Below are 20,769 nucleotides of genomic sequence, written 5' to 3'. Positions count from 1 at the left end.
CGCCGTTGCGAATTGGAGAGAACGATGAAAGTTCGAGCTTCCGTAAAGAAGATGTGCCGTAACTGTAAGATTATTCGTCGCAATGGCGCTGTTCGCGTCATTTGCATCGAACCGCGGCACAAACAGCGTCAGGGCTAAACCTGGGCTGTATTAAGCCGGTGCCGGCATACCCCTTGCCTTAGGGCTCTTAAAGGGGTATGCTGTTGCGCCTTTTGTAGATGAATAAACGAGCAAGCCGCTCAAATTTCGGAGTAAGCTGATGGCCCGTATTGCAGGCGTCAATATCCCGGACAACAAGCATGCGGCGATCTCGCTGACCTATATCTTCGGGATTGGCCGTACCCGCGCTCAGCACATCTGTGCTGCTGCCGGTATCGAGCTGACTACCAAGATCCAGGATCTGTCTGGCGAAGAGCTGGATACCCTGCGTTCTGAAGTTGGTAAGTACACCGTAGAAGGCGACCTTCGTCGTGATGTTACGCTGAACATTAAGCGTCTCATGGACTTAGGCTGCTACCGTGGTCTGCGTCATCGTCGTAGTCTTCCGCTGCGTGGTCAGCGGACTAAGACTAACGCGCGTACCCGTAAGGGCCCGCGTAAGCCGATCCGCAAATAACACGCAGGTTCTTTAATAGAGAGCTGACGTTAAGACAGGAATAGACATCAACATGGCTAACCCGCGTAGTAACCGTAAAAAGGTTAAAAAGCAGGTAGTGGACGCCGTAGCGCACATCCATGCCTCTTTTAACAACACGATCGTGACGATCACAGACCGCCAGGGCAATGCTCTTTCTTGGGCAACAGCCGGTGGTTCGGGTTTTCGTGGTTCTCGCAAGAGCACCCCGTTCGCTGCTCAAGTAGCAAGTGAACGTGCAGCGACTGCTGCAGCCGAGTATGGTGTGAAAAACGTAGACGTACTGGTCAAAGGCCCAGGTCCCGGTCGTGAGTCCGCCGTGCGCGCACTGAATGCCGCCGGCTTCCGCGTGCAAAGCATCGTAGACGCGACGCCCATTCCCCATAATGGCTGCCGTCCGCCGAAGAAACGCCGCGTTTAAGGAGACAGATTCATGGCTCGTTATATTGGACCGAAGTGCAAACTGTCTCGTCGTGAAGGCACCGACCTCTTCCTGAAGAGTGGTGTGACTCCCTTCGAGAAAAAGTGTAAATCCGAGCAAATCCCGGGTGTACACGGCCAGCGTCGTCAGCGTCTTTCCGACTACGGCTTGCAGCTTCGTGAGAAGCAAAAAGTACGTCGTATGTATGGCGTACTCGAAAAGCAGTTCCGCAACTACTACAAAGAAGCCGCTCGCCTGAAAGGCGCGACGGGTGAGGTATTGTTGCAGCTGCTTGAATCCCGACTGGATAACGTCGTCTACCGTATGGGCTTCGGCTCGACTCGCTCTGAAGCGCGTCAGCTGGTCAGCCACAAGGCGATTTCCGTGAACGGCCGCACCGTTAACGTAGCTTCCTACCAAGTGAAGCCGGGTGACGTGGTATCTGTTCGCGAAAAGGCGAAGAACCAAGCTCGTATTCAAAGCGCGTTGAGCATTGCTGCCAACCGTGGCGATATCGTTTGGATCGAAATCGACGCCAAGAAGATGGAAGGCACTTTCAAGGCTCTGCCTGAACGCGGTGACCTGACTGCCGACATCAACGAAAACCTGATCGTCGAGCTGTACTCCAAGTAAGCAGTTTGATGTACGTTTCTGCTTCTTGAGGCCTGGGCGGGATAGCAAAGCTAACCGCCCAGATGCTCTTGAGTATCGTGCTTTAGAGTACTCAGTATCCGTTTGGCAGCCTGAAAGGTGTTCATATGCAGCGTTCAGTGACAGAGTTTCTTCGTCCTCGCGACATCAAGGTCGAAGAAATCAGCGCACATCATGCCAAGATCGTCCTCGAACCGTTCGAGCGCGGCTTTGGCCACACCCTGGGGAATGCACTTCGTCGCATTCTGCTTTCATCCATGCCCGGCGCTGCCGTGGTAGAGGCTGAAATTGCCGGTGTAGAGCACGAATACAGTGCACTCGAAGGGGTGCAGGAAGATGTCATCGAAATCCTCCTGAACTTGAAAGATGTTGCGATCAAGATGCACAGCCGCGATGAGGCGGTGCTCTCGCTGAACAAGCAGGGCCCAGCCGTCGTCACCGCTGGCGACATTGCGCTTGATCATAGCGTCGAAATCGTCAACCCGGACCACGTCATTGCACATGTCAATGAAGGTGCCGAGCTGAAAATTCAGCTTAAGGTAGCGCTGGGTCGTGGTTACGAACCGGCTGACGCTCGTGGCTCTGATGAAGAGACCCGTGCTATTGGCCGCCTGCAGCTGGATGCCACCTTCAGCCCTGTTCGCCGTGTTTCCTACTCGGTCGAAGCCGCTCGTGTTGAGCAGCGTACCGACCTCGATAAGCTAATTATCGACCTGGAAACTGACGGTACCCTGGATCCGGAAGAGGCTATCCGTCGCAGTGCGACCATTCTGCAAGAGCAGCTGGCCGCCTTCGTCGACCTGGAAGCTGACAAAGAGCAGGAAGTCGAAGAGGAAGAGGATCATGTCGATCCTATCCTATTGCGCCCCGTAGACGATCTTGAGTTGACCGTACGCAGCGCGAACTGCCTAAAAGCCGAGAATATTTACTACATCGGTGATCTGATTCAGCGCACAGAAGTTGAGCTGTTGAAGACCCCGAACCTCGGTAAAAAGTCTTTGAATGAAATCAAAGATGTATTGGCGGCGCGTGGCTTGTCCCTCGGTATGCGGCTGGAAAATTGGCCACCCGCTAGCCTGAAGGACGACAAGGCCTCCGCGTGAGTGTCGACTTGAGTCCCAGTTTGGTAAGGAATCACAACCATGCGTCATCGTAAGAGTGGTCGTCATCTGAATCGTACCAGCTCGCACCGTCAGGCCATGTTTAAAAACATGTCTGTCTCGCTGGTCGAACATGAAGTTATCAAGACAACCCTGCCGAAAGCCAAGGAACTGCGTCGCGTTATCGAGCCGCTGATCACCCTGGCTAAGCAGGATAGCGTTGCAAACCGCCGTTTGGCGTTTGCCCGCACGCGCTCCAAAGAAGCCGTCGGCAAACTGTTCAACGAGCTGGGTCCGCGTTACGCCGAGCGTCCGGGTGGCTACATCCGTATTCTCAAGTGCGGTTTCCGCACCGGCGACAACGCGCCTATGGCGTACGTTGAGCTAGTAGACCGTCCGGTAGCTGAAGAAGAAGCAGTAGCTGAGTAAGTATTACTCCTTCTTTCAGGCACAATGAAAACCGACCCTTTGGGTCGGTTTTTTTATGGCTATACGTTGGCAATGCTAAGGCTTATTGTGTCGATTCAGCTCATTCAACTAAGAGTGGCTCAATTTCTGTAGTAGGCGTGCTAGGCTAAAGCAGCAGCCGTGGAGAGCGGCAACGTGACAGGCGGTGTGATCAATGAGCAAGGGGTCGGTATGGCAACAACACGGGGAATAGGCGCAGCGCCTTGGGTATGGCAATGGTGGTTAGTAATGCTCGTTGTGACGTTCATTGGAAGCACGAGCGCCCATGCGAATCCGCGTTATGCAGGCATCGTCGTCGACCTTGAAAACGGTGAAGTGCTGTACGCTGAAAATGTTGATGAGCCGCGCTATCCCGCCTCGTTAACCAAAATGATGACGCTATATCTGACGTTTGAAGCGTTGGAGAATGGCACGCTGAGTTTGAATCAGGCGCTCCCTGTTTCCGCTCAGGCGGCGGCGATGCCGGCCACTAAGCTTTGGCTCTCAGCGGGCAGCTCTATCCCCGTTGATACCGCTATTCGTGCTTTGGCAGTGCGTTCCGCCAATGACGTGGCGGTGGTAGTCGCGGAAGCGTTGGGTGGCAGCGAGCAGCGCTTCGCCAACGTGATGACGGCGAAAGCCCGCGAGCTGGGTATGAATGCCACTACATTCCGCAATGCCTCAGGGTTACCAGACGACCAGCAAATGACCACCGCGCGGGATATGCTGACGCTCTCGGTGCGTGTGATGCAGGATTTTCCCCAGTACTACCACTATTTTGGTTTGCAGGAGTTTACTTACCGGGGCACTCGTCACACCAGTCACAACCGCTTAGTACGTGATTACCCAGGCGCGGATGGTCTAAAAACTGGCTTTATTCGTGCCTCGGGTTTTAACGTGGCGACGACCGCCGTCCACAATGGCCGCCGCATGGTGGCGGTGGTGATGGGGGGGTTCAGCTCATCGTCCCGCGATACCCATATGGCAGATCTGCTAGATCGCAGCTTTATGCGGGCATCGCTACGTGACCAACGCTCCTGGCTTGCTAGCACCAGTTTCTCCAATGAGTTTATGGGCTTTGCAGGGCCCGCTCAGCCGCTTTCGCAACCACCTTCCCAGCCCCCAGCGGCACGACCGGCAACGCAGCCGATGGTGGCCAATGTGTCAGCCACCTCGCTGTCACCTATAACGTCCTCAAGTCCGTCAGCACAAGCCGTAGAAACCCAACTGATTCAGGCGCAGCAGGCGCGGGAAGAAAGGCCGGTGACCGCTTCGCAAGATCCGCTGCAGGCATTTATTGAGCAGGAGCGCGTCTTAGCAACAGCGTCTACTTCTGGTCAGGCGGCACCCGGTGGCTGGGGGATTCAAGTGGGGGCGTTTAGCCAAGCGTCGCAAGCAGAGCAGCTTGCCCGGCAGGCCGTTCAGCGCTTGCCCAGCAGCGTAGGTGGGCAGGTCGCGATTGATCAGTATCAAGGGCAAACCCCAGTATTTCGCGCACGTGTCGTCTCCCTGAATGAATCCCAGGCACGCCAAGCCTGCCAAACGCTTCAGGCGCAAGGTATGGACTGCATGGTCGTCAACGCTAGCCTCTAACCTTATGTGCGGTCCCCGCCCCGCCAATGGCTCGTTGGCGGGGTTTTTTATTGTAGGTCGATGACCACTGAGCAGAATCATAATAAGAGCAATACAAGGAGCATGTTCATGACGCCCTCTCTCAAAGGCATCCTTTGCATGTGCTTAGGCGTGCTGTTTTTAGCGCTAGGTGATGCGGTATCGAAGTGGTTAGGAGCGGTGCATTCGCCACTTCAGATTATTTTCTTTCGCACGCTGGTATCGCTGCCGCTGATTGCCCTGCTGGCCTATTTTAGCGGCGGGCTGCGCAAGCTACGCACCAAACGCCCAGGTGTCCATCTGCTGCGTGGGCTGATCTACACCGCCACGATGGTGTGCTTTGTGTGGGGACTAACCCTGCTGCCGCTGGCCGAAGCCACTGCGATTGCGTTTGTGGCACCGCTATTTGTCACGCTGCTTTCCGTGCCGCTGCTGGGTGAGCGTATTGACCCACCGGTACTGGTGGCCTCTCTCGTGGGGTTTGTGGGTGTGCTGATTGTTGTCCGCCCGGGTGGTGATGCGTTTCAATTAGGGGCGATGATTGTGCTGGCTGCGGCGGTTTTCTATGCCCTGATGATGGTGACCGCCCGCCGCTACGGTGCCAACGAGCATCTTTGGGCCATGGTGTTCTACATGACCATTGTGCCGCTCGTTATTACCGCCATCAGTTTGCCTTGGGTATGGCAAACGCCACAGCCCTGGCATTGGCTGGGGTTTGTCGTGTCTGGCGTCTTGGGTGTGGGGGCCACGGCGTTTATTACGCTGGCCTTTCGTCACGCTCCGGCAGCGATTGCCGCACCGTTTGATTACACCGCCATGCTCTGGGCCGTGCTGCTAGGCTGGTGGTTCTGGGGGGAGTTGCCTGATCTGTGGGTATGGGTGGGCAGTGCGCTGATTATGCTGAGCGGGTTGGCGATTGCCTATCATGACCGGCGCACCACGCTGAAACGTCGCCCCACGGCTTAAGCGAGGGCGCGCGCCGTTAGGCAAACTGATACACATCCATGGCGAGTACGCCGTGCTCTACGCTGTGGTGCTGTCGTGTAGCGGTAGTGCCGGCCCCTAACGCCACTAACAGCGGCTGGAAGTGCTCTGGAGTAGGGTGATTGCGCTTGGCTTCTGGAGCGTCTTGCCAATGGTTCAGGGCATCACGATCCCCTGCCACCAGCTTGGCATGTACCCACTCGGCAAAGCGATCCACCCACTCTGGCATTTCGCTATCCCGCGGCTGAAGCTCATACAGATTATGGGTCAAGCTGCCTGACCCTATCACCAAAATGCCCTCTTGGCGCAGAGTCGCCAGCTGCTCGCCCAACTGCATCAGCGCGGTATTGCTCCAACGGCTGGGAAGCGACAAAGACACCACCGGCACGTCAGCATTGGGGTACATCAAGGAGAGCGGCACCCAGGTACCGTGATCCATTCCACGCTCCACCGGCGTTGCACCCAGTAGCGTGGCTAGCCGTATGGCCAACTCAGGATCGCCGGGGGCGGGATATTGAAGGGCAAACAGGGCATCAGGAAAGCCGCCAAAATCGTGAATTGTGGCGGGCTGTACGCTGCTGCTGACCTGTAAATGCTGCGTTTCCCAGTGAGCAGAGACCACCACCACCGCCTTAGGGCGCAGGGCGCTGCCTAGCTCCCGTAAAAAGTGATGAGCGGGTGTCGGCGTGAGCGCCAGCATGGGGGAACCGTGGGAAATAAACAGACTGGGTAACATGAGAAGACCCTCGGCAAATACCCGCTAACGCTGTCGCCTTAGCGGGTGATGAAGTGAAACGCGATGACCGTTATGCCCAGCGGCGGTTAATCACGAGGCTACCGCTCCCTAAGCCAGCCTGAACCAGCAGCGCCACTGCCCAAAATACCGGGAACTCCCAGCCACCGCCCGCATTCGAGAACATCCAGCCGTTACCTAAATGAACCCAGGCGGCCCCTAACAGCACGGGCACCAACGCCAGGCTGACCCAGCGAGTATAAACACCGAACAGTAGCGCTAAGCCACCGCCTACTTCGGCTGCAATGGTTAAGTAGGCCACAAACCCAGGTAGCCCCAAAGACTCAAAATAGCCCACCGTGCCGGGAAGAGTAAAAACGAACACTTTCAGCAAGCCGTGGGCCAGTGCCATGACCCCTAGGCTAATACGCAGTAGCGCAGTGGCGTGAAGGTTCAGTGTAGAAGCTGATGCGGGTGTGACGGATAAAGTGGTCATAGCGCTCTCTCGTGGTAGTGAGCATCCTTGTGGATGCGATGAGGCTACTCTACGACGGCGGGCACATAAGATAATCCAGCGGTGTCGCACTTCACTGTTGCGTTTTTCGCGACAATCCCAGTTCCTGCTCCCACACCGGTGGGTCGCCCCACGCATCTGCTAGTTGATCAATAAAGCGCACCACGTTGGCTGGTAGAAAGCGCCTGGCAGGGTAGAGCGCATGAATATCCAGCAGCGTGGAAGGCAGGTGCGTCAAAATAGGCACTAAACGCCCGCAGGCAATGCTTTCGGTTACCAAGAAACTGGGCTGCTGCGCAATACCCAGCCCCGCTTCGGCTGCGTGGGTCAGCATGTCACCGTTATTGCTCTCAAGCGGCCCTGCCACGTTAAACAGCTGGTTGCCAAGCCGCCAGTCGCCGCTCGTTTGCCCACTGCGATAACGCAGGCAGCGGTGCTGGGCAAGGTCTTCAATGCACGCTGGCGTGCCGTATTGGGTGAGATACTCGGTTGAAGCGCAAAACACTAACTGGCAGCGGGTGAGGCGTTTGGCAATCAGGCTTGAGTCGGGCAGGCTGCCAATACGAATGGCCAGGTCGTAGCCTTCCTCTAACAGGTCCACGCGGCGATCGTTAAGGTCTAACCGCACCTCTAAGGCGGGGTGGGCCTGCATAAACGCAGCGACTTGAGGAGCCAAATAGCGGGTGCCGAAGCTCATTGGCCCGTTGATACGCAGTCGCCCGCTGACGGTGCGGGTGCCGCTGCCGACATCGGCCGCGGCCTCATCCAAAGCGAGTAGTATGGCCTGAGCGCGGGCCAAGTAGCGCTCGCCCGCTTCGGTGAGGTGCAGCCGCCGTGTGGTGCGCTGAATCAAGCGCGCGCCCAGCGCTTCCTCTAGCGCCATTACCTGCCGCGACACCCGCGTGCGCGAGAGATCTAGCGTCTCCGCGGCGCGGGTGTAGCTGCCAAGCTCTGCGACTTTGACGAAGGCCGCTAGCTGGTCGAGCTGAATCATGGGGCGCGAAACGCCAGCGCTGCCTGGTAGGGGTCGGGCTGGCCGCAAATGGCGGAGATCACCGCAAGGCCGTTGGCCCCCGCGGCCCTCACTTGGGTGGCATGCTGTGCTTTCAAACCGCCAATCGCCACGCTCGGCAGGGGGCAGGCGCTGGCCAGCGTCGCTAAGCCATCAAAACCAATCGGCTGGGCGTGGTCTTGCTTACTGACGGTCGCAAACACCGGCCCCAAACCCACGTAATCTAGCAGCGCCACGGGGGCGTTGTGCAGCTGCTCCAGCGTATTAATCGATAGCCCTATGATGGCCTGTGGCCCCAGCGCTTGGCGCGCCTCCAAAACGGCGGTATCGCTCTGACCAACGTGCAGGCCATCGGCCTGGCTAGCCACGGCGACGTTGAGCCGGTCGTTAATGATTAACGGCACCCCAGTGCCTGCCAGTAGCGCTTTAAGCCGCTGCGCCTGGGCGATCATCGACTCGTCGCTGGCGTGTTTGTCGCGCAGTTGCACCAGGGTGACGCCCCCTTTCACGGCGGCCTCCACCGTGGCTTCCAGGCCTGCTTTTGCACACAGGGCCGCATCGGTGACTAAATAGAGCGAAAGATCACACCGCATGCAGTGCCTCCAGTTGGCTAAGGGAAGAGAGGTCATCCGGCGTGAGGGAATACAGTGCGTCCAGGAGCGCCACTTGAAAGCTGCCCGGCCCGCTGGCCTGCTGCCCTGCACGGCTGCCTGCAATGCTGAAGCATGCCAACGCCGCCAGCGTGGCCGTCAGTGGGTCTTCGCGGTTAGCGGCCACAAACCCAGCCACCAGAGCGCTTAACCCGCAGCCCAGAGTGGTCACGCGGGGCATCATGGAATGCCCGCCCGTTAAGCGGTAATGGTGGGTGCCATCGGTAATGAAGTCGGTTTCTCCGGTCATCGCGACGATGCAGCGCTGCTGCTGGGCTAAACCAATGGCGGCTTGGGCGGCATCCTCTGTCGTTGTCGTCGCGTCGACACCACGCCCTTGGCTGGTAAGGCCGGTAAGCGCCATGACTTCCGATGCGTTGGCACGAATAACCGTCGGCTGGTGGGCCAGTAGTTCAGTACACACCTGCTGACGAAAGGCCGTTGCCCCAACGGCGACGGGATCTAATACCCAAGGCGTGCCTGCCTCGTTTGCTGCGCGCGCGGCAAGCGCCATCGACGCTGCCCAAGAGGAAGAGATCGTACCAATATTGATCGAGAGCGCACCTGCGATGACGGTGAATTCAGCCACTTCTTCCGGGGCGTGTAGCATGGCGGGCGATGCCCCGATAGCCAACAATAGGTTAGCCGTGCTGTTCATCGCGACATAGTTGGTCATGCAGTGAACGAGCGGGGTGGTCTCGCGCAACGTGGCGAGCATGTCGCCAAGCGGTGGGTGGGTCATAGCATCCTCCCGGCAAAGGAGGTGGTGGAAAGCACCACGACTCCCTACGCCGGCGTTATCCGGTTCAGGTTCAAAGGGTGCTTCTCAGCCGCCGTGCGGCGCCCCTGTCGTTGGTGGCTACTATCCTAGCCTTGGGCTGGGCTGTAAACCCCTGGCGGGCAAGACTTAACGAAAGGCGATGCGGGTGCCGTAGGTGAGCATTTCATCTGGCGTGATGGCGCGGCCGGAAACGCCGATCATTTCATCGCCGCACTGGTCTGAGAAGGTCAGTACGCCATGGGTCAAGCCGAGCTGGCCCAGCGTGTCGCGAATTTCTCCGGTGCCCAGAAACGTACTCACGCGTCCGTGGGTATCGCTCAGATCCGATACCCCATTGGCATGATGAAAGCGCACCTTGTAGATCCCATCCATGGACTCCACTTCAACAATTGGCGAAAAGCCGTTTTGAATGGCATAGGCTAACTGCTTTAGCGTAAGGCGGTCGCCAAGGGTCATATCGATTGCGGTCATGACGCACTCCTGCAGGACGCCATCAGCGAGGCATCACTAGTCAATATGTAAAGATGTTGAAAGAGAAGTGTAGAAGGGTTGCATAGATTTTCCAGTGACGATTTTCCAATGATAAGGCGCATAAACCCTATTATGTTCGTTAATGCACGGCATCCAGCGCATGCTGCTGCAATTTAATCAGCGGGATAATCTCTAGAGTGCGCTCATTGGTGCCTGAAAGAATCACGGGCGGTGCCAAGCCTACCTGAGCGGCTTCGGCCCAGCGGTGCGCGCACAAGCACCAGCGGTCGCCAGGCTTCAGGCCAGGAAAGCCACACGCTGGTCGCGGAGTCACTAAGTCGTTCCCCTGGGCTTTGGAGAAAGCGAGAAACTCCTCGGTGACCATGGCGCATACCGAATGGATGCCCACATCATCAGGGCCAACGCGACAAAACCCATCGCGGTAGAATCCGGTTTTAGGGTCGTGGCAGCAGGGTGTTAACGGTTCACCCAGCACATTTCGATCACGGGACATAAAGGCTCCTTGGGAAAAGGGCTGGAATTCTCCATTCCGCGCCCTCATAACAGGGGAAATAAGCCGTGCCATCAGCATACAGTGAGCCTGTGCGAGAAGGCGGGCGATGTTAAAAGTCTAAGCCTTGTACAAAGTAATACGTTCGTCAAAGAATTTGCGCAATGGCCGCGCTGCTTGGATGATGGCCCAAACCGAAGAGGAGAGTTGTATGTCGTATCAAGGTGAACAGCACCCAGGTGTCGTCCCGGCAGCCCCCCAAACCGAGGGCTTTCGTTTAAATCACACCATGCTGCGGGTCAAAGACCCCGAGCGTGCGCTGGCCTTCTACTCCAAAGTGTTCGGCATGCAGGTGCTGCGGCGGCTGGACTTCGAAGAGATGCAGTTCTCGCTCTATTTCCTCGCCAACGTAGAAGCCAACGACAGCGTGCCTGAAGAGACCCAGGCCCGTACCGCCTGGACCTTCAGCCAGAAGGGCCTGCTAGAGCTGACCCACAACTGGGGCACCGAAAACGAGCAGGACTTTGCCTACCACGATGGCAACGCAGAGCCGCAAGGCTTCGGGCATATCTGCTTTAGTGTGCCGGACTTAGAAGCCGCCCAAGCGTGGTTCGATGAGCACGACGTCACCTTCGTTAAACGTGCCGACCAAGGCAAAATGAAAGACGTCATCTTCGTGAAAGATGCCGATGGCTACTGGATCGAAGTGATTCAAGCGGACCGCATGGCAGCGATGGGCGACTAATATGGCCCACTTGCTGTTTCGGTTGCGACATGTCACCGATGAAGAAGCCATGGAAGTTCGCCAACTGCTGGATGAGCATGGCTTTGATGTGTACGAAACCCAGGCGGGGTTTTTCCGCCTGGGGGTCGATGCCATTTGGCTGCGCAACCCCGCCCAGCGCGAACAAGCAGAGCACGTGCTGGCCGAGTACCAGAGTGAGCGCCAAGCCAACGCCCGAAAAGCCCATGAAGAAGCGCTGGCGCGTAATGAAGCGCCCACGCTATGGCGGCGCTTATTAGCGCATCCGTTTCAGGTCACGCTCGTTATAGTGGCGGTGGTGTTGATTGCACTGCTCACTTTGCTGCCGTTTATTAGCTTGGCGCGTTAGCGTGGGAGAGGGCGTCGGAAAGATGCCCACGCTTCACGTACATCATAACCCCCTGCTGACCTGCACGAAGTTGCGGGGTCGCGCCGGGTGGGTAGCGGCACCAGCTGCCTTCCGGATACTCGCAGCTTGCATCGCACAGCGAGCCTTCCAGCACCAGCAGTTCTAATCCACCCGGCAGTGAAGGGTAGTCGATAGTGATATCGCTCTCCCAACGCTCCAGGCTGACCCGCTCATTTTGATAGGTGTGCAGCATTTTATACGTAATGCCGGGCCTGCGGTCGGGTTGCCAGGGCAAGCGGTGGGCGGGAATGGCAAGCTGAAGCAGGTCGTTCTCATCAAACTGATGCAGCTTTACCAGGATCAACGCGCCCTCTTCGCCAATTTGCGGCGTATGGCCGGTACCGATGGGGTTGCGCAGGTAGCTGCCCGCCGGGTAGCGGCCATGTTCATCCGCAAACACGCCTTCTAGCACGAGAATTTCTTCACCGCCGTCGTGAGTATGGCGGCTGAACTGGCTATTGGGCGCGTAGCGCACCAGGCTCGTGGCGCGGGCTACCTCATCGCCGATGCGGTCTAGCATCATTCGTTCCACACCTGCGCTAGGCGAGGCAACCCAGCGATACTGCTCCGGTGTGACACAGGCAAAGTGGCTAAAATCGGCGTTTAGGCGCATGGTAGTGGCTCTTTGCAGTGGTTTAAACAACGTTAACGACAATCGGTGGTGCAAGTCTCCCCATCCACCGAGCAAAATGCAATGCAAAAAAATACCGCCTTTCGGCGGTATTTTGCGCTTCACGGTATGGATCAGTGGCTATGACCATGATCGTCGTGGTCGTGGTCGTGGTCGTGGTCGTGGTCGTCATGACCATGATCGTCATGGCCCGGTGCTGCCAGGGCGTCGTGCAGCACCTGCGCATTGTGGCGCATCATGCCAAGGTAGGTACTGGCGTCGCCTTCACTGGCTAGCGCATCCGCGTAAAGCGTGCCTGCGATGGGCAGGCCGGTTTCTTCTGCCAGCTGCGTAATGATCGCTTGGTTGGTCATGTTCTCGTGAAACAGCGCCTGCACGTTCTCCTGCTCAATCACATCCACCAGGGCCGCCATGCTAGCGCCGCTGGGGTCGGCTTCGGTAGAGAGCCCGACCGGTGAGAGGAAGTTCACGCCGTAAGCGCTTGAGAAGTAGCCAAACGAGTCGTGCCCGGTGATCACACTGGCCGACGCAGGAATCTCGCTGAGCAGTTCACGAATCTCGGCATCAACGCTATCCAGCTCTGCCAGGTAGCGTTCGGCGTTGGCTTGGTAGCTCTGCGCATTGGCGCTATCCGCCTCGATCAAGCCATCACGAATATTGGCGACGTAAACCTTGGCCTGCTGCAGGTCCTGCCAAGCGTGAGGATCTTCGTCCCCATGTTCGTGGCCACTATGGTCATTATGGGCGTGCTCTTCTTCGTCATGCCCGTGATCGTCATGATCATGATGCTCATGCTCATGCTCATGCTCATGCTCATGCTCATGCTCATGCTCATGCTCATGCGCTTCGTGCCCATGGTCATCATGGTTATGGGCCGCAAACGCCCGCGGAGCAATGCCGTCGGTGGCGGTGACCATCGGGCCGCTATAGTCGCTTGAGTCAATCAGGCGCTCCATCCAGCCCTCAAACAGCAAGCCGTTGAAGACCACCAAGTCGGCACCGGCTAGCGCACGGGCATCGCCTGGGCTGGGGGAATAAACGTGGGCATCGCCATCGGGGCCCACCAGCGAGCTGACCTCCACATGCTCTCCACCGACGTTTTCCACCATGTCCGCCAAAATGGAGAAACTGGTGACGACCTGCACCCGTTCGTTGGCCATGGCGGCAGGCAGTGCCAACATGGCCGAAACGCCCACCAGCCAACGCGATGAAGAGAAAAGCGACATAACATGCTCCTGATTTAAGAAATAACCGTATGAACATCAACCCGCTAGTGCGACTGTTCCAGCGCCAAAGGCGTGGTTTTGCGTCGCAGCTTGGCGGCCAAGCTGTGGTAACGGCCAAACAGCGCCGAGAGTAAATACGCCACCCCGGCCAGCAAAATAATGCTGGGGCCTGAGGGCGTGTCCAAATGAAACGACAGCAGCAGCCCGCCGGTGCTGGCCAGCATTGCTAACACCACGGCAATACCGATCAAGCCTTCTAACCGCTTGCTCCAAAACCGTGCTGCCGTAGCGGGCAGCATCATTAAGCCAACGGCCATCAGCGTGCCCAGGGTTTGGAAGCCCGCCGTTAAGTTCAGTACCAGCAGCCCTAAAAAGACGCTATGTACCCAACCGCTGCGACTACTTTGGCCGCGTAAAAACAGCGGATCTAAACACTCCACCACCAGGGCGCGGAAGATAATCGCCAGGGTGATCACAATGAGCGTACTGATTGAGGCGATCAGCAGCAGCGCCGTGGAGTTAATCGCCAAAATGGAGCCGAACAGCACGTGGGTTAAATCCACGCTGCTGCCCCCCATGGAAATCAGCATGACCCCGGCGGCCAACGAAATAATAAAAAAGCTCGCCATGGCCGCATCTTCCCGCTGGCCGCCCATTTTCGAGACCGCCCCTGCCAGTAGCGCCACTAATACCCCAAACAGCACGCCGCCCACGCTCATCACCGGCAGCGAAAATCCCGCCAGCAAAAAGCCCAGTGCCACGCCAGGTAAAATGGCATGGGCCATGGCATCGCCAATCAGGCTCATGCCGCGCAGCACCAAAAACACTCCCAGCGGCGGGGCGGCCAGTGAAAGGGCAAGCCCGCCAACCACGGCACGGCGCATAAAGCCGTAATCAAACGGTGCAATGAACCATGCATCAAGCAGTGCCAGCATGACGGCCTCCTAAGGTAAACGGCACCACTTGGGCCGGGGCATGCTGGTGGTTAAGCGCGCTGGGAGCGACCCAGCGGCCATGGCCGCCATTAAGCATCAACACCTCATCCGCCAAGCGGCGCAGGTGGTCCATATCGTGCAACACAATAATGATCGTGACGCCCTCGTCGGCCATCTGGCGCAAAATGCGAATCAAAATATCGACCGTATCGCTATCTACATTGGCAAACGGCTCGTCTAGCAGCAGCAGCTCCGCTTCCTGCATCAGCGTGCGGCCAATCAGCGCCCGCTGGCGCTGGCCGCCGGAAAGCTCGCCCAGCGGGCGGTGAGCCAAGTGCGAAATCCCCAGGCGCGCCATAATCTCGCGGCCTTTACGGTAATGGGCGGCACAGTAGCCTTTCATCGCCCCGTGGCTTGGCCAACTGCCGGTCATGACCAGCTCTTCCACGCTCATGGGGAAGGTGAGGTCTAACGCCAGCTGCTGGGGCAGCCAGGCACGGCGGGCTTTATCCACCGTACATACCACCTTGCCGCTAATGGGCCGCAGTTCACCCATAATGGCCTGAATCAGCGTGCTTTTACCGGCACCGTTCGCACCAATGAGCGCGGTAATCGCGCCGGGTTTAATATCGCCATCCACATGCTCTAGCACCGTGCGGCGGCCCTGGGCCAAGTGCAGGTCGTGCAGCTGCAAGCGCGAAGAGGAACGCTCGCTCATAGCGGCCACCCGCCTGCCCACACCACTAGCCCCCACAGGGCCAGCAATGGCAGCGCAACAAAGCCCAGCCGCTTAGTGGCCGACAGCGACATCAACGAAAAATGACAAGGACCTTCCTTGTTATGGCGATGCATATGCTCACTCATCGAGCGACCTCGCTAACGAATAAATAAGTTATAACATAACATTTGATGAAACCAAAAAAAGTGGCGGATATTTTACGCGCTCACAGCGCGCTGACAACGGTAAGCGCGCTAATCTTTGAACCACGTAAAAAGTGCCCCGTAGTGGTTAATGACTAAAGGGCTAACAACAGCGGGCACGGTGAGGGGTAGGCAAATGGCGGAGGTAAGGACGATTTAATAGCGCCAGGTAGCCCCAATCTGTTGGGGCGACACCATCAGCGCGTATTCACCTTCCAGCGTGAGAGGGCCAAACGAAACGCGGGCGGGCTGAAAGCGGTTGATCGCGCTGGAGGCTTGGTTGGGCTGCGTCCAAATTTGCAGTTCATTAATCAGCATGCCCGTCGCAAAGTTGACGGCACCATCGCGCTCGCGCCCGTCAGCCGCAATCACCGCGCCTGCCACCGTATTCACCACCAGCGAGCTGACCCGCGCTTCCCATCCCCGGCGCTCGCGTTCTGCCTGGGCCAGCTGCAACCCCAAGGCTTGCACGCCGCTTAATTCGCCCTGCGCTTTAAGGCGCTCGTACTCTACCAGCGCCGCCTGATGCGGCTGGCGGTCAGTCAGCATACCGCCTAGGGCTAACGCCGATTTCACGACCCCAACGCGGGCATCAAAACGGTCGTCCGGGTCGCTGGCTTCACTGGACTGGTAAGCATCATACGCAAGGCTGGCGGCATAGATGCCCGTCCAACCCGCATCCCACCACTGCGCGTGCTGCGCCCCACGCTCAAACACCTCATCGTAAGCCGCCCAATCCGCACTGGTTTGTGCCTGAACAGGCAGCGACACCAACAGCGCCGCCCCCGCCGCTAAGCCCACTCGTAAACGTTGACGTAACTGCATGGATGAGCCCCAAAGTAATCGATATGAATGCGTTAAGCGTAGCACGGCAGGGGAGCGCTACGAGCGTGTAAAGCGAGTGGGCAAAGTGTGATGAGGATCAATGGCGTTTTAAAGCGAAGGGTGCTTAGATGGGGGTAAGAAAATAGGAGAGCTGCCATGGATGACTTTTCGCCTTCTGATCTTAAAACCATCCTGCATTCCAAGCGTGCCAATCTCTACTACCTCCAGCACTGCCGAGTATTAGTGAACGGTGGGCGAGTGGAGTACGTCACCGATGAGGGCAGCAAATCCCGCTACTGGAATATTCCCATCGCTAATACCACCTCGATTTTGCTGGGGACAGGCACCTCTATTACCCAAGCCGCCATGCGTGAACTCGCCAAAGCGGGTGTGTTAGTCGGATTCTGTGGAGGCGGTGGCACACCGCTGTTTGCTGCCAATGAAGTGGATGTGGACGTTGCCTGGCTGACGCCACAAAGCGAGTACCGGCCCACGGAGTACCTGCAATACTGGGTACGCTTCTGGTTTGATGATGCCAAACGCTTGGATGCCGCCCGCGCATTTCAGCAGGCGCGCCTTGCGCGTATTGAAGCGCTGTGGACAAGCCGAGTGATGAAAGACGCAGGCTTTACTATTTCAACCGATCACCTGCACAGCGCGCTCAACCATCACCGCGAAGCGATCAAGCATGCCCCCAGTACTGTCGATCTGCTCACCTTAGAAGCGCGATTAACTAAAACGCTGTTTAAACTCGCTGTGAATGCCGTCGACTACGGTGATTTCACCCGAGCCAAGCGTGGCACAGGCACCGACCCCGCCAACCGCTTTCTCGATCACGGCAACTATTTGGCTTACGGATTGGCGGCCACCGCCACTTGGGTACTTGGCATTCCTCATGGATTGGCGGTACTTCATGGCAAAACCCGCCGGGGCGGCTTGGTGTTTGATGTAGCCGACTTGGTGAAAGACGCCGTCATCCTGCCCCAGGCATTTATTTCCGCCATGCGCGGCGATGAAGAGCAAGAGTTCCGCCAAGCCTGTATTGAGCGCTTAACCCGCACTGAATCCCTCGATTTTATGATTGATACGCTCAAGGAAGTCGCCCAGGCGCTGGGGCAAGAACTGGGGAGCGGCGATTCATGAACGTGCTGCTAATTTCCCAGTGCAATAAAAATGCCCTAAAAGAAACACGCCGCATCCTCGACCAGTTTGCCGAACGCCGGGGTGACCGCACGTGGCAAACGCCCATTACCCAAGCCGGGCTGGATACGCTGCGTAAGCTACTACGTAAGACGGCCCGTAAAAATACTGCCGTTGCCTGCCACTGGATTCGTGGCCACGATCACAGCGAGCTGATGTGGGTGGTGGGGGATGCTGCCCAGTTCAATCTCAATGGTGCGGTACCGACCAATACCACCGCCCGCGATATCTTGCGCCGCCGCGATGAAAATGACTGGCACAGCGGTGAAGATATTCTTCTGCTCACCGCCTTGGCCGCGTTACTGCACGATCTTGGGAAAGCCTGTGATGCCTTTCAGCAGCGGCTCAAAGGCAAAGTAGATGGGCGCAACTTATACCGTCATGAGTGGATATCGCTCCGCCTGTTCCAAGCATTTGTGGGAAGTGATGACGACGCTGCCTGGTTGGCGCGTCTGGCTGAAGGTAACTATCAAGAGCAAGACTGGCTGGAGGGATTAGAGCGCGACGGGCTAGATACACCCACCTCTGCGGTGTTTAGCCGTTTACCCCCGTTGGCGGCTGCGCTGGGTTGGCTAGTGCTTAGCCACCACCGGTTACCGTTAAAGCCACCGGAACGCGATGGCGCGGCTGAACGACGTTGGGGCAGAGGAAATACGCCACTTCAATCGGAGCAACTAGGTGCGCTGTTTGCCTCTATTCATGCCGAGTGGAACGAGATTCCTGAGACCCAAGACCCTAAACGTATTGCGCCATACTGGCAGTTTAAAAGGGGGTTGCCCGTTAGTACGCCACGTTGGCGTGAGCGTGCCACAAAGCTTGCCACGCGGTTACAGGCACGGCTGCAAACTGGTAGCCACTGGCTGGAAAGCCGCTACGTTATGCACTTAGCCCGGCTTAGCTTAATGCTGGCCGACCACCACTACTCAAGCCTAGAAGACCTCCAGCATCGCGTGCGCGGCGAGCCCAACTACCCGTTAATTGCCAATACCGTGCGCAAAACTGGCAAGCCCAATCAGCCGTTGGATGAGCATATTTTAGGGGTTGAAAAACACGCGGCAGCGGTTGCCCGTGCGCTACCCAGTGTAGATAGCCACTTACCCCGTTTAGCGCGCCATAAAGGCTTTCGTAAACGCAGTAGCCACCCACGCTTTCGCTGGCAGGATAAAGCTTTCGACCTAGCGCAATCGCTTAGGGAGCGCAGCCAGCGCCAAGGCTTTTTTGGCATTAATATGGCGTCTACCGGCTGCGGTAAAACCCTCGCCAATGGGCGCATTATGTATGCCCTGGCCGACCCCCAGCAGGGCGCGCGCTTTAGCATCGCGCTGGGGCTGCGCACGCTAACCCTGCAAACTGGCCAAGCCCTTCGCGACCGTTTGCATTTGGGTGAAGATGAACTCGCCGTGCGCGTGGGTGGCAGTGCTAATAAAGCGCTGTTTGAGCACTACGAGCAAGAAGCCGAAGCCAGTGGCTCAGCATCTAAACAGGCGCTGATCGAAGAAGATGCTCACGTGGTGTTTGACGGCAATTTTGATAGCCACCCGGTACTGCGCCGTTTAAGCGATGAGCCAGGCACTCGCGCGCTGATCGCCGCGCCCATTTTAGTATGTACCGTTGACCATCTAGTGCCCGCCACGGAAAGCACACGCGGCGGGCGGCAGATCGTGCCCATGCTGCGCCTGATGAGCAGCGATTTAGTACTCGACGAAATCGACGATTTCGATATCAACGACCTGCCGGTGCTTACCCGGCTCGTCAATTGGGCGGGGCTGCTAGGTTCACGAGTGCTACTTTCATCGGCCACCTTGCCGCCTGCGCTGGTGGAGGGTTTGTATGAAGCCTATCGCAGCGGTCGCGAAGCCTTTCAGCGCCACCGGGGCGAACCGGGTTTGGCGGTGGATATTTGCTGCGCCTGGTTCGACGAGCATGACCGCCAGCATGAAAACTGTGCCAGTAGCGAAACTTTCAAGGCCGCGCATCAAGACTTTGCCAAGCGTCGGTTAGAGCGCCTCGCCAAAAGCCCGGTACGCCGCCGCGCGGATATTTTAGCGTTGCCGCCGCTGGGCAAACGCCCTGAAGAGATAAGGCCAGCCATTGCGACCCTACTGCGTGAGAATGCGCTAGCACTCCACCAGCAGCATCACTCCGTTGACCCGCATTCGGGCAAACGCGTCAGCTTTGGCTTGGTTCGCATGGCTAATATTGATCCCTTAGTGGATGTCGCCAGGGCGCTGTTTCAGCAGGGCGCGCCGGAAGGTGTGCACATTCACCTCTGCGTTTACCACTCCCGCCACCCGTTGGTGATGCGCTCTGGTATTGAGCGCCAGTTAGATAGAACACTGCAACGGGCGGAGCCTGATCGCGTTTTCCAGCAGCCGGATATCCGCCGCCTGCTGGATAGCAGCGAAGAAAGCGACCACTTGTTTATCGTGCTTGGCTCGCCGGTAACGGAGGTGGGCCGCGACCACGACTATGATTGGGCCATAGTGGAGCCTTCTTCTATGCGCTCGATTATCCAACTGGCGGGCCGCGTACGCCGACACCGCGAGCAAGTTTGTGAATCGCCCAATATCTTGCTGCTCGATACTAACCTCAAACATTTAGAGCAATCTGGAAAGCCTGCCTTCCACAAACCTGGCTTTGAAACAGATCTTCAATGGCGGCTAAGTAGCCACTCGCTTAGTGAGCTGTTAACGGAAGATGAGTACAAGGTAATTGATGCACGCCCCCGTGTGCTGGCGCGGGAAACGCTGCACGCCAAAGATAGCCTGGTAGACCTGGAGCACGAGCGGCTACACCAACTGATGATCGAGCAGCCCGCCGAGCCGTTAACCAAAAAAGAGCTACGAATCGGCAAAACACCTAAGCCGCCGCCCTTAGGCGCCTATAGCTGGCATGTGATGCCGCAGCTGCATTTAACCGGTGTGTTGATCCAACGTGACCCGTTTCGTAAGCAGCTTGAACCTGAAATAACGCTAGCGCTGCTGCCCGATGAGGGCGGTGAAACCTGGACGCTACACCGCGTAGACGATGGCGCAAGGCGCGGTGAAAAGCTCTATGTGCCGGTGGAGGAGAGCCTGCTGGTGCGGGTAGACCTAACAAAAGAGCAGGGCGAGCGGATTCAACCCTGGGGCGCAAGCGACTACTTAACGGCACTGGCTGACTTGGCGGAAGACCTGGATATCTCCCTAGATCGCGCCGCCCGAACCTTTGGGACGGTGACGGCCTCGGCTAGAAACCAGCGGTGGGGGTATCACCCGGTGTTGGGGTTTTGGCGGAGCAAATGACATTAAACATGTTCATTAATATCCGCGAGCGTTTCGCAAACCAGGGCTTGTATGC

Annotated in this window: 25 protein-coding genes and 1 riboswitch; of the genes, 12 read left to right on the top strand and 13 right to left on the bottom strand. The window is 57.6% G+C overall.

Annotated features, from left to right (window positions below):
- Nucleotides 1-24: 24 nt before the first annotated feature.
- From rpmJ to IEW65_RS13880, 8 genes are all read left to right on the top strand, one after another.
- Nucleotides 25-138 carry a 50S ribosomal protein L36 gene (rpmJ, locus tag IEW65_RS13915; protein ID WP_009099023.1) on the top strand — a complete coding sequence of 38 codons (114 nt, stop codon included), beginning with the start codon at nucleotides 25-27 and terminating at the stop codon, nucleotides 136-138.
- A 121-nt stretch (nucleotides 139-259) separates the two neighbouring features.
- On the top strand, nucleotides 260-616 hold the full coding sequence (gene rpsM / locus IEW65_RS13910) for a 30S ribosomal protein S13 (protein ID WP_018917719.1): 357 nt from the start codon (nucleotides 260-262) through the stop codon (nucleotides 614-616).
- A gap of 52 nt (nucleotides 617-668) precedes the next feature.
- The gene (gene rpsK / locus IEW65_RS13905; RefSeq protein ID WP_009099028.1) at nucleotides 669-1,055 is read left to right on the top strand and encodes a 30S ribosomal protein S11; all 387 of its coding nucleotides are present in this window, start codon (nucleotides 669-671) and stop codon (nucleotides 1,053-1,055) included.
- A gap of 12 nt (nucleotides 1,056-1,067) precedes the next feature.
- Nucleotides 1,068-1,688, top strand: a complete 621-nt coding sequence (gene rpsD, locus IEW65_RS13900) for a 30S ribosomal protein S4 (protein WP_127063231.1) — start codon at nucleotides 1,068-1,070, stop codon at nucleotides 1,686-1,688.
- Between the two features lie 125 nt (nucleotides 1,689-1,813).
- Nucleotides 1,814-2,809, top strand: coding sequence for a DNA-directed RNA polymerase subunit alpha (locus IEW65_RS13895; protein ID WP_016915790.1), 996 nt, complete (start codon nucleotides 1,814-1,816; stop codon nucleotides 2,807-2,809).
- Between the two features lie 39 nt (nucleotides 2,810-2,848).
- Nucleotides 2,849-3,235: a 50S ribosomal protein L17 gene (rplQ, locus tag IEW65_RS13890; RefSeq protein ID WP_062363025.1), complete on the top strand. Its 387-nt coding sequence runs from the start codon at nucleotides 2,849-2,851 to the stop codon at nucleotides 3,233-3,235.
- A gap of 267 nt (nucleotides 3,236-3,502) precedes the next feature.
- The gene (locus IEW65_RS13885) at nucleotides 3,503-4,846 is read left to right on the top strand and encodes a D-alanyl-D-alanine carboxypeptidase (RefSeq protein WP_188640178.1); all 1,344 of its coding nucleotides are present in this window, start codon (nucleotides 3,503-3,505) and stop codon (nucleotides 4,844-4,846) included.
- Nucleotides 4,847-4,954: 108 nt separating this feature from the next.
- A complete protein-coding gene (locus IEW65_RS13880) occupies nucleotides 4,955-5,830 on the top strand; it encodes a DMT family transporter (protein WP_188640067.1) in 876 nt (291 codons plus the stop codon).
- 16 nt (nucleotides 5,831-5,846) lie between these two features.
- On the opposite strand, the gene IEW65_RS13875 is transcribed toward IEW65_RS13880, so the two are convergent.
- The 7 genes from IEW65_RS13875 to IEW65_RS13845 form a co-directional block, all read right to left on the bottom strand.
- Nucleotides 5,847-6,584 carry a dioxygenase family protein gene (locus IEW65_RS13875; protein ID WP_188640066.1) on the bottom strand — a complete coding sequence of 246 codons (738 nt, stop codon included), beginning with the start codon at nucleotides 6,582-6,584 and terminating at the stop codon, nucleotides 5,847-5,849.
- Between the two features lie 70 nt (nucleotides 6,585-6,654).
- Nucleotides 6,655-7,077 carry a DoxX family protein gene (locus IEW65_RS13870; protein WP_188640065.1) on the bottom strand — a complete coding sequence of 141 codons (423 nt, stop codon included), beginning with the start codon at nucleotides 7,075-7,077 and terminating at the stop codon, nucleotides 6,655-6,657.
- A 91-nt stretch (nucleotides 7,078-7,168) separates the two neighbouring features.
- Complete coding sequence (locus IEW65_RS13865; protein ID WP_188640064.1) at nucleotides 7,169-8,089, bottom strand: LysR family transcriptional regulator; 921 nt, start codon at nucleotides 8,087-8,089, stop codon at nucleotides 7,169-7,171.
- On the bottom strand, nucleotides 8,086-8,700 hold the full coding sequence (gene thiE, locus IEW65_RS13860; protein WP_188640063.1) for a thiamine phosphate synthase: 615 nt from the start codon (nucleotides 8,698-8,700) through the stop codon (nucleotides 8,086-8,088). Before thiE ends, IEW65_RS13865 begins: the two co-directional genes overlap by 4 nt.
- The gene (gene thiM / locus IEW65_RS13855; RefSeq protein WP_188640062.1) at nucleotides 8,690-9,499 is read right to left on the bottom strand and encodes a hydroxyethylthiazole kinase; all 810 of its coding nucleotides are present in this window, start codon (nucleotides 9,497-9,499) and stop codon (nucleotides 8,690-8,692) included. The genes thiE and thiM overlap by 11 nt, the downstream gene beginning before the upstream one ends.
- A gap of 24 nt (nucleotides 9,500-9,523) precedes the next feature.
- Nucleotides 9,524-9,615, bottom strand: a riboswitch (TPP riboswitch).
- 49 nt (nucleotides 9,616-9,664) lie between these two features.
- Nucleotides 9,665-10,009 (bottom strand): hypothetical protein, encoded by a 345-nt coding sequence (locus tag IEW65_RS13850; RefSeq protein ID WP_188640061.1) that lies wholly within the window; start codon nucleotides 10,007-10,009, stop codon nucleotides 9,665-9,667.
- Nucleotides 10,010-10,148: 139 nt separating this feature from the next.
- Complete coding sequence (locus IEW65_RS13845) at nucleotides 10,149-10,523, bottom strand: DUF2237 family protein (RefSeq protein ID WP_188640060.1); 375 nt, start codon at nucleotides 10,521-10,523, stop codon at nucleotides 10,149-10,151.
- Between the two features lie 208 nt (nucleotides 10,524-10,731).
- Between IEW65_RS13845 and gloA the strand changes: the two genes are divergently transcribed.
- Together gloA and IEW65_RS13835 are read left to right on the top strand one after the other, a co-directional pair.
- A complete protein-coding gene (gloA, locus tag IEW65_RS13840; protein WP_188640059.1) occupies nucleotides 10,732-11,265 on the top strand; it encodes a lactoylglutathione lyase in 534 nt (177 codons plus the stop codon).
- A gap of 1 nt (nucleotide 11,266) precedes the next feature.
- Entirely contained in the window at nucleotides 11,267-11,632 is a 366-nt protein-coding gene (locus IEW65_RS13835) for a DUF6164 family protein (protein WP_188640058.1), read from the top strand.
- Here IEW65_RS13835 and IEW65_RS13830 read toward each other — a convergent pair.
- The 6 genes from IEW65_RS13830 to IEW65_RS13805 all read right to left on the bottom strand — a co-directional run bounded on the left by IEW65_RS13830 (nucleotide 11,616) and on the right by IEW65_RS13805 (nucleotide 16,230).
- A complete protein-coding gene (locus IEW65_RS13830) occupies nucleotides 11,616-12,305 on the bottom strand; it encodes a cupin domain-containing protein (RefSeq protein WP_188640057.1) in 690 nt (229 codons plus the stop codon). The two genes, IEW65_RS13835 and IEW65_RS13830, sit on opposite strands and share 17 nt — an antisense overlap.
- Before the next feature lie 131 nt (nucleotides 12,306-12,436).
- A complete protein-coding gene (locus tag IEW65_RS13825) occupies nucleotides 12,437-13,549 on the bottom strand; it encodes a metal ABC transporter solute-binding protein, Zn/Mn family (protein ID WP_188640056.1) in 1,113 nt (370 codons plus the stop codon).
- A 44-nt stretch (nucleotides 13,550-13,593) separates the two neighbouring features.
- Nucleotides 13,594-14,484, bottom strand: coding sequence for a metal ABC transporter permease (locus IEW65_RS13820; RefSeq protein ID WP_188640055.1), 891 nt, complete (start codon nucleotides 14,482-14,484; stop codon nucleotides 13,594-13,596).
- A complete protein-coding gene (locus tag IEW65_RS13815; protein ID WP_054640913.1) occupies nucleotides 14,468-15,202 on the bottom strand; it encodes a metal ABC transporter ATP-binding protein in 735 nt (244 codons plus the stop codon). Before IEW65_RS13815 ends, IEW65_RS13820 begins: the two co-directional genes overlap by 17 nt.
- Entirely contained in the window at nucleotides 15,199-15,348 is a 150-nt protein-coding gene (locus IEW65_RS13810) for a hypothetical protein (RefSeq protein WP_162835825.1), read from the bottom strand. Before IEW65_RS13810 ends, IEW65_RS13815 begins: the two co-directional genes overlap by 4 nt.
- 213 nt (nucleotides 15,349-15,561) lie before the next feature.
- The gene (locus tag IEW65_RS13805; protein ID WP_188640054.1) at nucleotides 15,562-16,230 is read right to left on the bottom strand and encodes a hypothetical protein; all 669 of its coding nucleotides are present in this window, start codon (nucleotides 16,228-16,230) and stop codon (nucleotides 15,562-15,564) included.
- Between the two features lie 156 nt (nucleotides 16,231-16,386).
- Between IEW65_RS13805 and cas1f the strand changes: the two genes are divergently transcribed.
- Together cas1f and cas3f are read left to right on the top strand one after the other, a co-directional pair.
- Complete coding sequence (gene cas1f, locus IEW65_RS13800; protein ID WP_188640053.1) at nucleotides 16,387-17,373, top strand: type I-F CRISPR-associated endonuclease Cas1f; 987 nt, start codon at nucleotides 16,387-16,389, stop codon at nucleotides 17,371-17,373.
- A complete protein-coding gene (cas3f, locus tag IEW65_RS13795; RefSeq protein WP_188640052.1) occupies nucleotides 17,370-20,714 on the top strand; it encodes a type I-F CRISPR-associated helicase Cas3f in 3,345 nt (1,114 codons plus the stop codon). Before cas1f ends, cas3f begins: the two co-directional genes overlap by 4 nt.
- Nucleotides 20,715-20,769: the final 55 nt, after the last annotated feature.

It is taken from the genome of Vreelandella lutescens, from assembly GCF_014640815.1.
Classification (GTDB): Bacteria; Pseudomonadota; Gammaproteobacteria; order Pseudomonadales; family Halomonadaceae; genus Vreelandella; species Vreelandella lutescens.
The sequence above is the reverse complement of the archived record's forward strand: the minus strand, read 5'-3'. Positions and strand labels throughout refer to the sequence as shown.

Excerpts from the sequence above, each read along its gene's own strand:
- rpmJ (WP_009099023.1), top strand. The coding sequence starts at position 25 with ATGAAAGTTCGAGCTTCCGTAAAGAAGATGTGCCGTAACTGTAAGATT.
- rpsM (WP_018917719.1), top strand. The coding sequence starts at position 260 with ATGGCCCGTATTGCAGGCGTCAATATCCCGGACAACAAGCATGCGGCG.
- rpsK (WP_009099028.1), top strand. The coding sequence starts at position 669 with ATGGCTAACCCGCGTAGTAACCGTAAAAAGGTTAAAAAGCAGGTAGTG.
- rpsD (WP_127063231.1), top strand. The coding sequence starts at position 1,068 with ATGGCTCGTTATATTGGACCGAAGTGCAAACTGTCTCGTCGTGAAGGC.
- IEW65_RS13895 (WP_016915790.1), top strand. The coding sequence starts at position 1,814 with ATGCAGCGTTCAGTGACAGAGTTTCTTCGTCCTCGCGACATCAAGGTC.
- rplQ (WP_062363025.1), top strand. The coding sequence starts at position 2,849 with ATGCGTCATCGTAAGAGTGGTCGTCATCTGAATCGTACCAGCTCGCAC.
- IEW65_RS13885 (WP_188640178.1), top strand. The coding sequence starts at position 3,503 with ATGCTCGTTGTGACGTTCATTGGAAGCACGAGCGCCCATGCGAATCCG.
- IEW65_RS13880 (WP_188640067.1), top strand. The coding sequence starts at position 4,955 with ATGACGCCCTCTCTCAAAGGCATCCTTTGCATGTGCTTAGGCGTGCTG.
- IEW65_RS13875 (WP_188640066.1), bottom strand. The coding sequence starts at position 6,584 with ATGTTACCCAGTCTGTTTATTTCCCACGGTTCCCCCATGCTGGCGCTC.
- IEW65_RS13870 (WP_188640065.1), bottom strand. The coding sequence starts at position 7,077 with ATGACCACTTTATCCGTCACACCCGCATCAGCTTCTACACTGAACCTT.
- IEW65_RS13865 (WP_188640064.1), bottom strand. The coding sequence starts at position 8,089 with ATGATTCAGCTCGACCAGCTAGCGGCCTTCGTCAAAGTCGCAGAGCTT.
- thiE (WP_188640063.1), bottom strand. The coding sequence starts at position 8,700 with ATGCGGTGTGATCTTTCGCTCTATTTAGTCACCGATGCGGCCCTGTGT.
- thiM (WP_188640062.1), bottom strand. The coding sequence starts at position 9,499 with ATGACCCACCCACCGCTTGGCGACATGCTCGCCACGTTGCGCGAGACC.
- IEW65_RS13850 (WP_188640061.1), bottom strand. The coding sequence starts at position 10,009 with ATGACCGCAATCGATATGACCCTTGGCGACCGCCTTACGCTAAAGCAG.
- IEW65_RS13845 (WP_188640060.1), bottom strand. The coding sequence starts at position 10,523 with ATGTCCCGTGATCGAAATGTGCTGGGTGAACCGTTAACACCCTGCTGC.
- gloA (WP_188640059.1), top strand. The coding sequence starts at position 10,732 with ATGTCGTATCAAGGTGAACAGCACCCAGGTGTCGTCCCGGCAGCCCCC.
- IEW65_RS13835 (WP_188640058.1), top strand. The coding sequence starts at position 11,267 with ATGGCCCACTTGCTGTTTCGGTTGCGACATGTCACCGATGAAGAAGCC.
- IEW65_RS13830 (WP_188640057.1), bottom strand. The coding sequence starts at position 12,305 with ATGCGCCTAAACGCCGATTTTAGCCACTTTGCCTGTGTCACACCGGAG.
- IEW65_RS13825 (WP_188640056.1), bottom strand. The coding sequence starts at position 13,549 with ATGTCGCTTTTCTCTTCATCGCGTTGGCTGGTGGGCGTTTCGGCCATG.
- IEW65_RS13820 (WP_188640055.1), bottom strand. The coding sequence starts at position 14,484 with ATGCTGGCACTGCTTGATGCATGGTTCATTGCACCGTTTGATTACGGC.
- IEW65_RS13815 (WP_054640913.1), bottom strand. The coding sequence starts at position 15,202 with ATGAGCGAGCGTTCCTCTTCGCGCTTGCAGCTGCACGACCTGCACTTG.
- IEW65_RS13810 (WP_162835825.1), bottom strand. The coding sequence starts at position 15,348 with ATGAGTGAGCATATGCATCGCCATAACAAGGAAGGTCCTTGTCATTTT.
- IEW65_RS13805 (WP_188640054.1), bottom strand. The coding sequence starts at position 16,230 with ATGCAGTTACGTCAACGTTTACGAGTGGGCTTAGCGGCGGGGGCGGCG.
- cas1f (WP_188640053.1), top strand. The coding sequence starts at position 16,387 with ATGGATGACTTTTCGCCTTCTGATCTTAAAACCATCCTGCATTCCAAG.
- cas3f (WP_188640052.1), top strand. The coding sequence starts at position 17,370 with ATGAACGTGCTGCTAATTTCCCAGTGCAATAAAAATGCCCTAAAAGAA.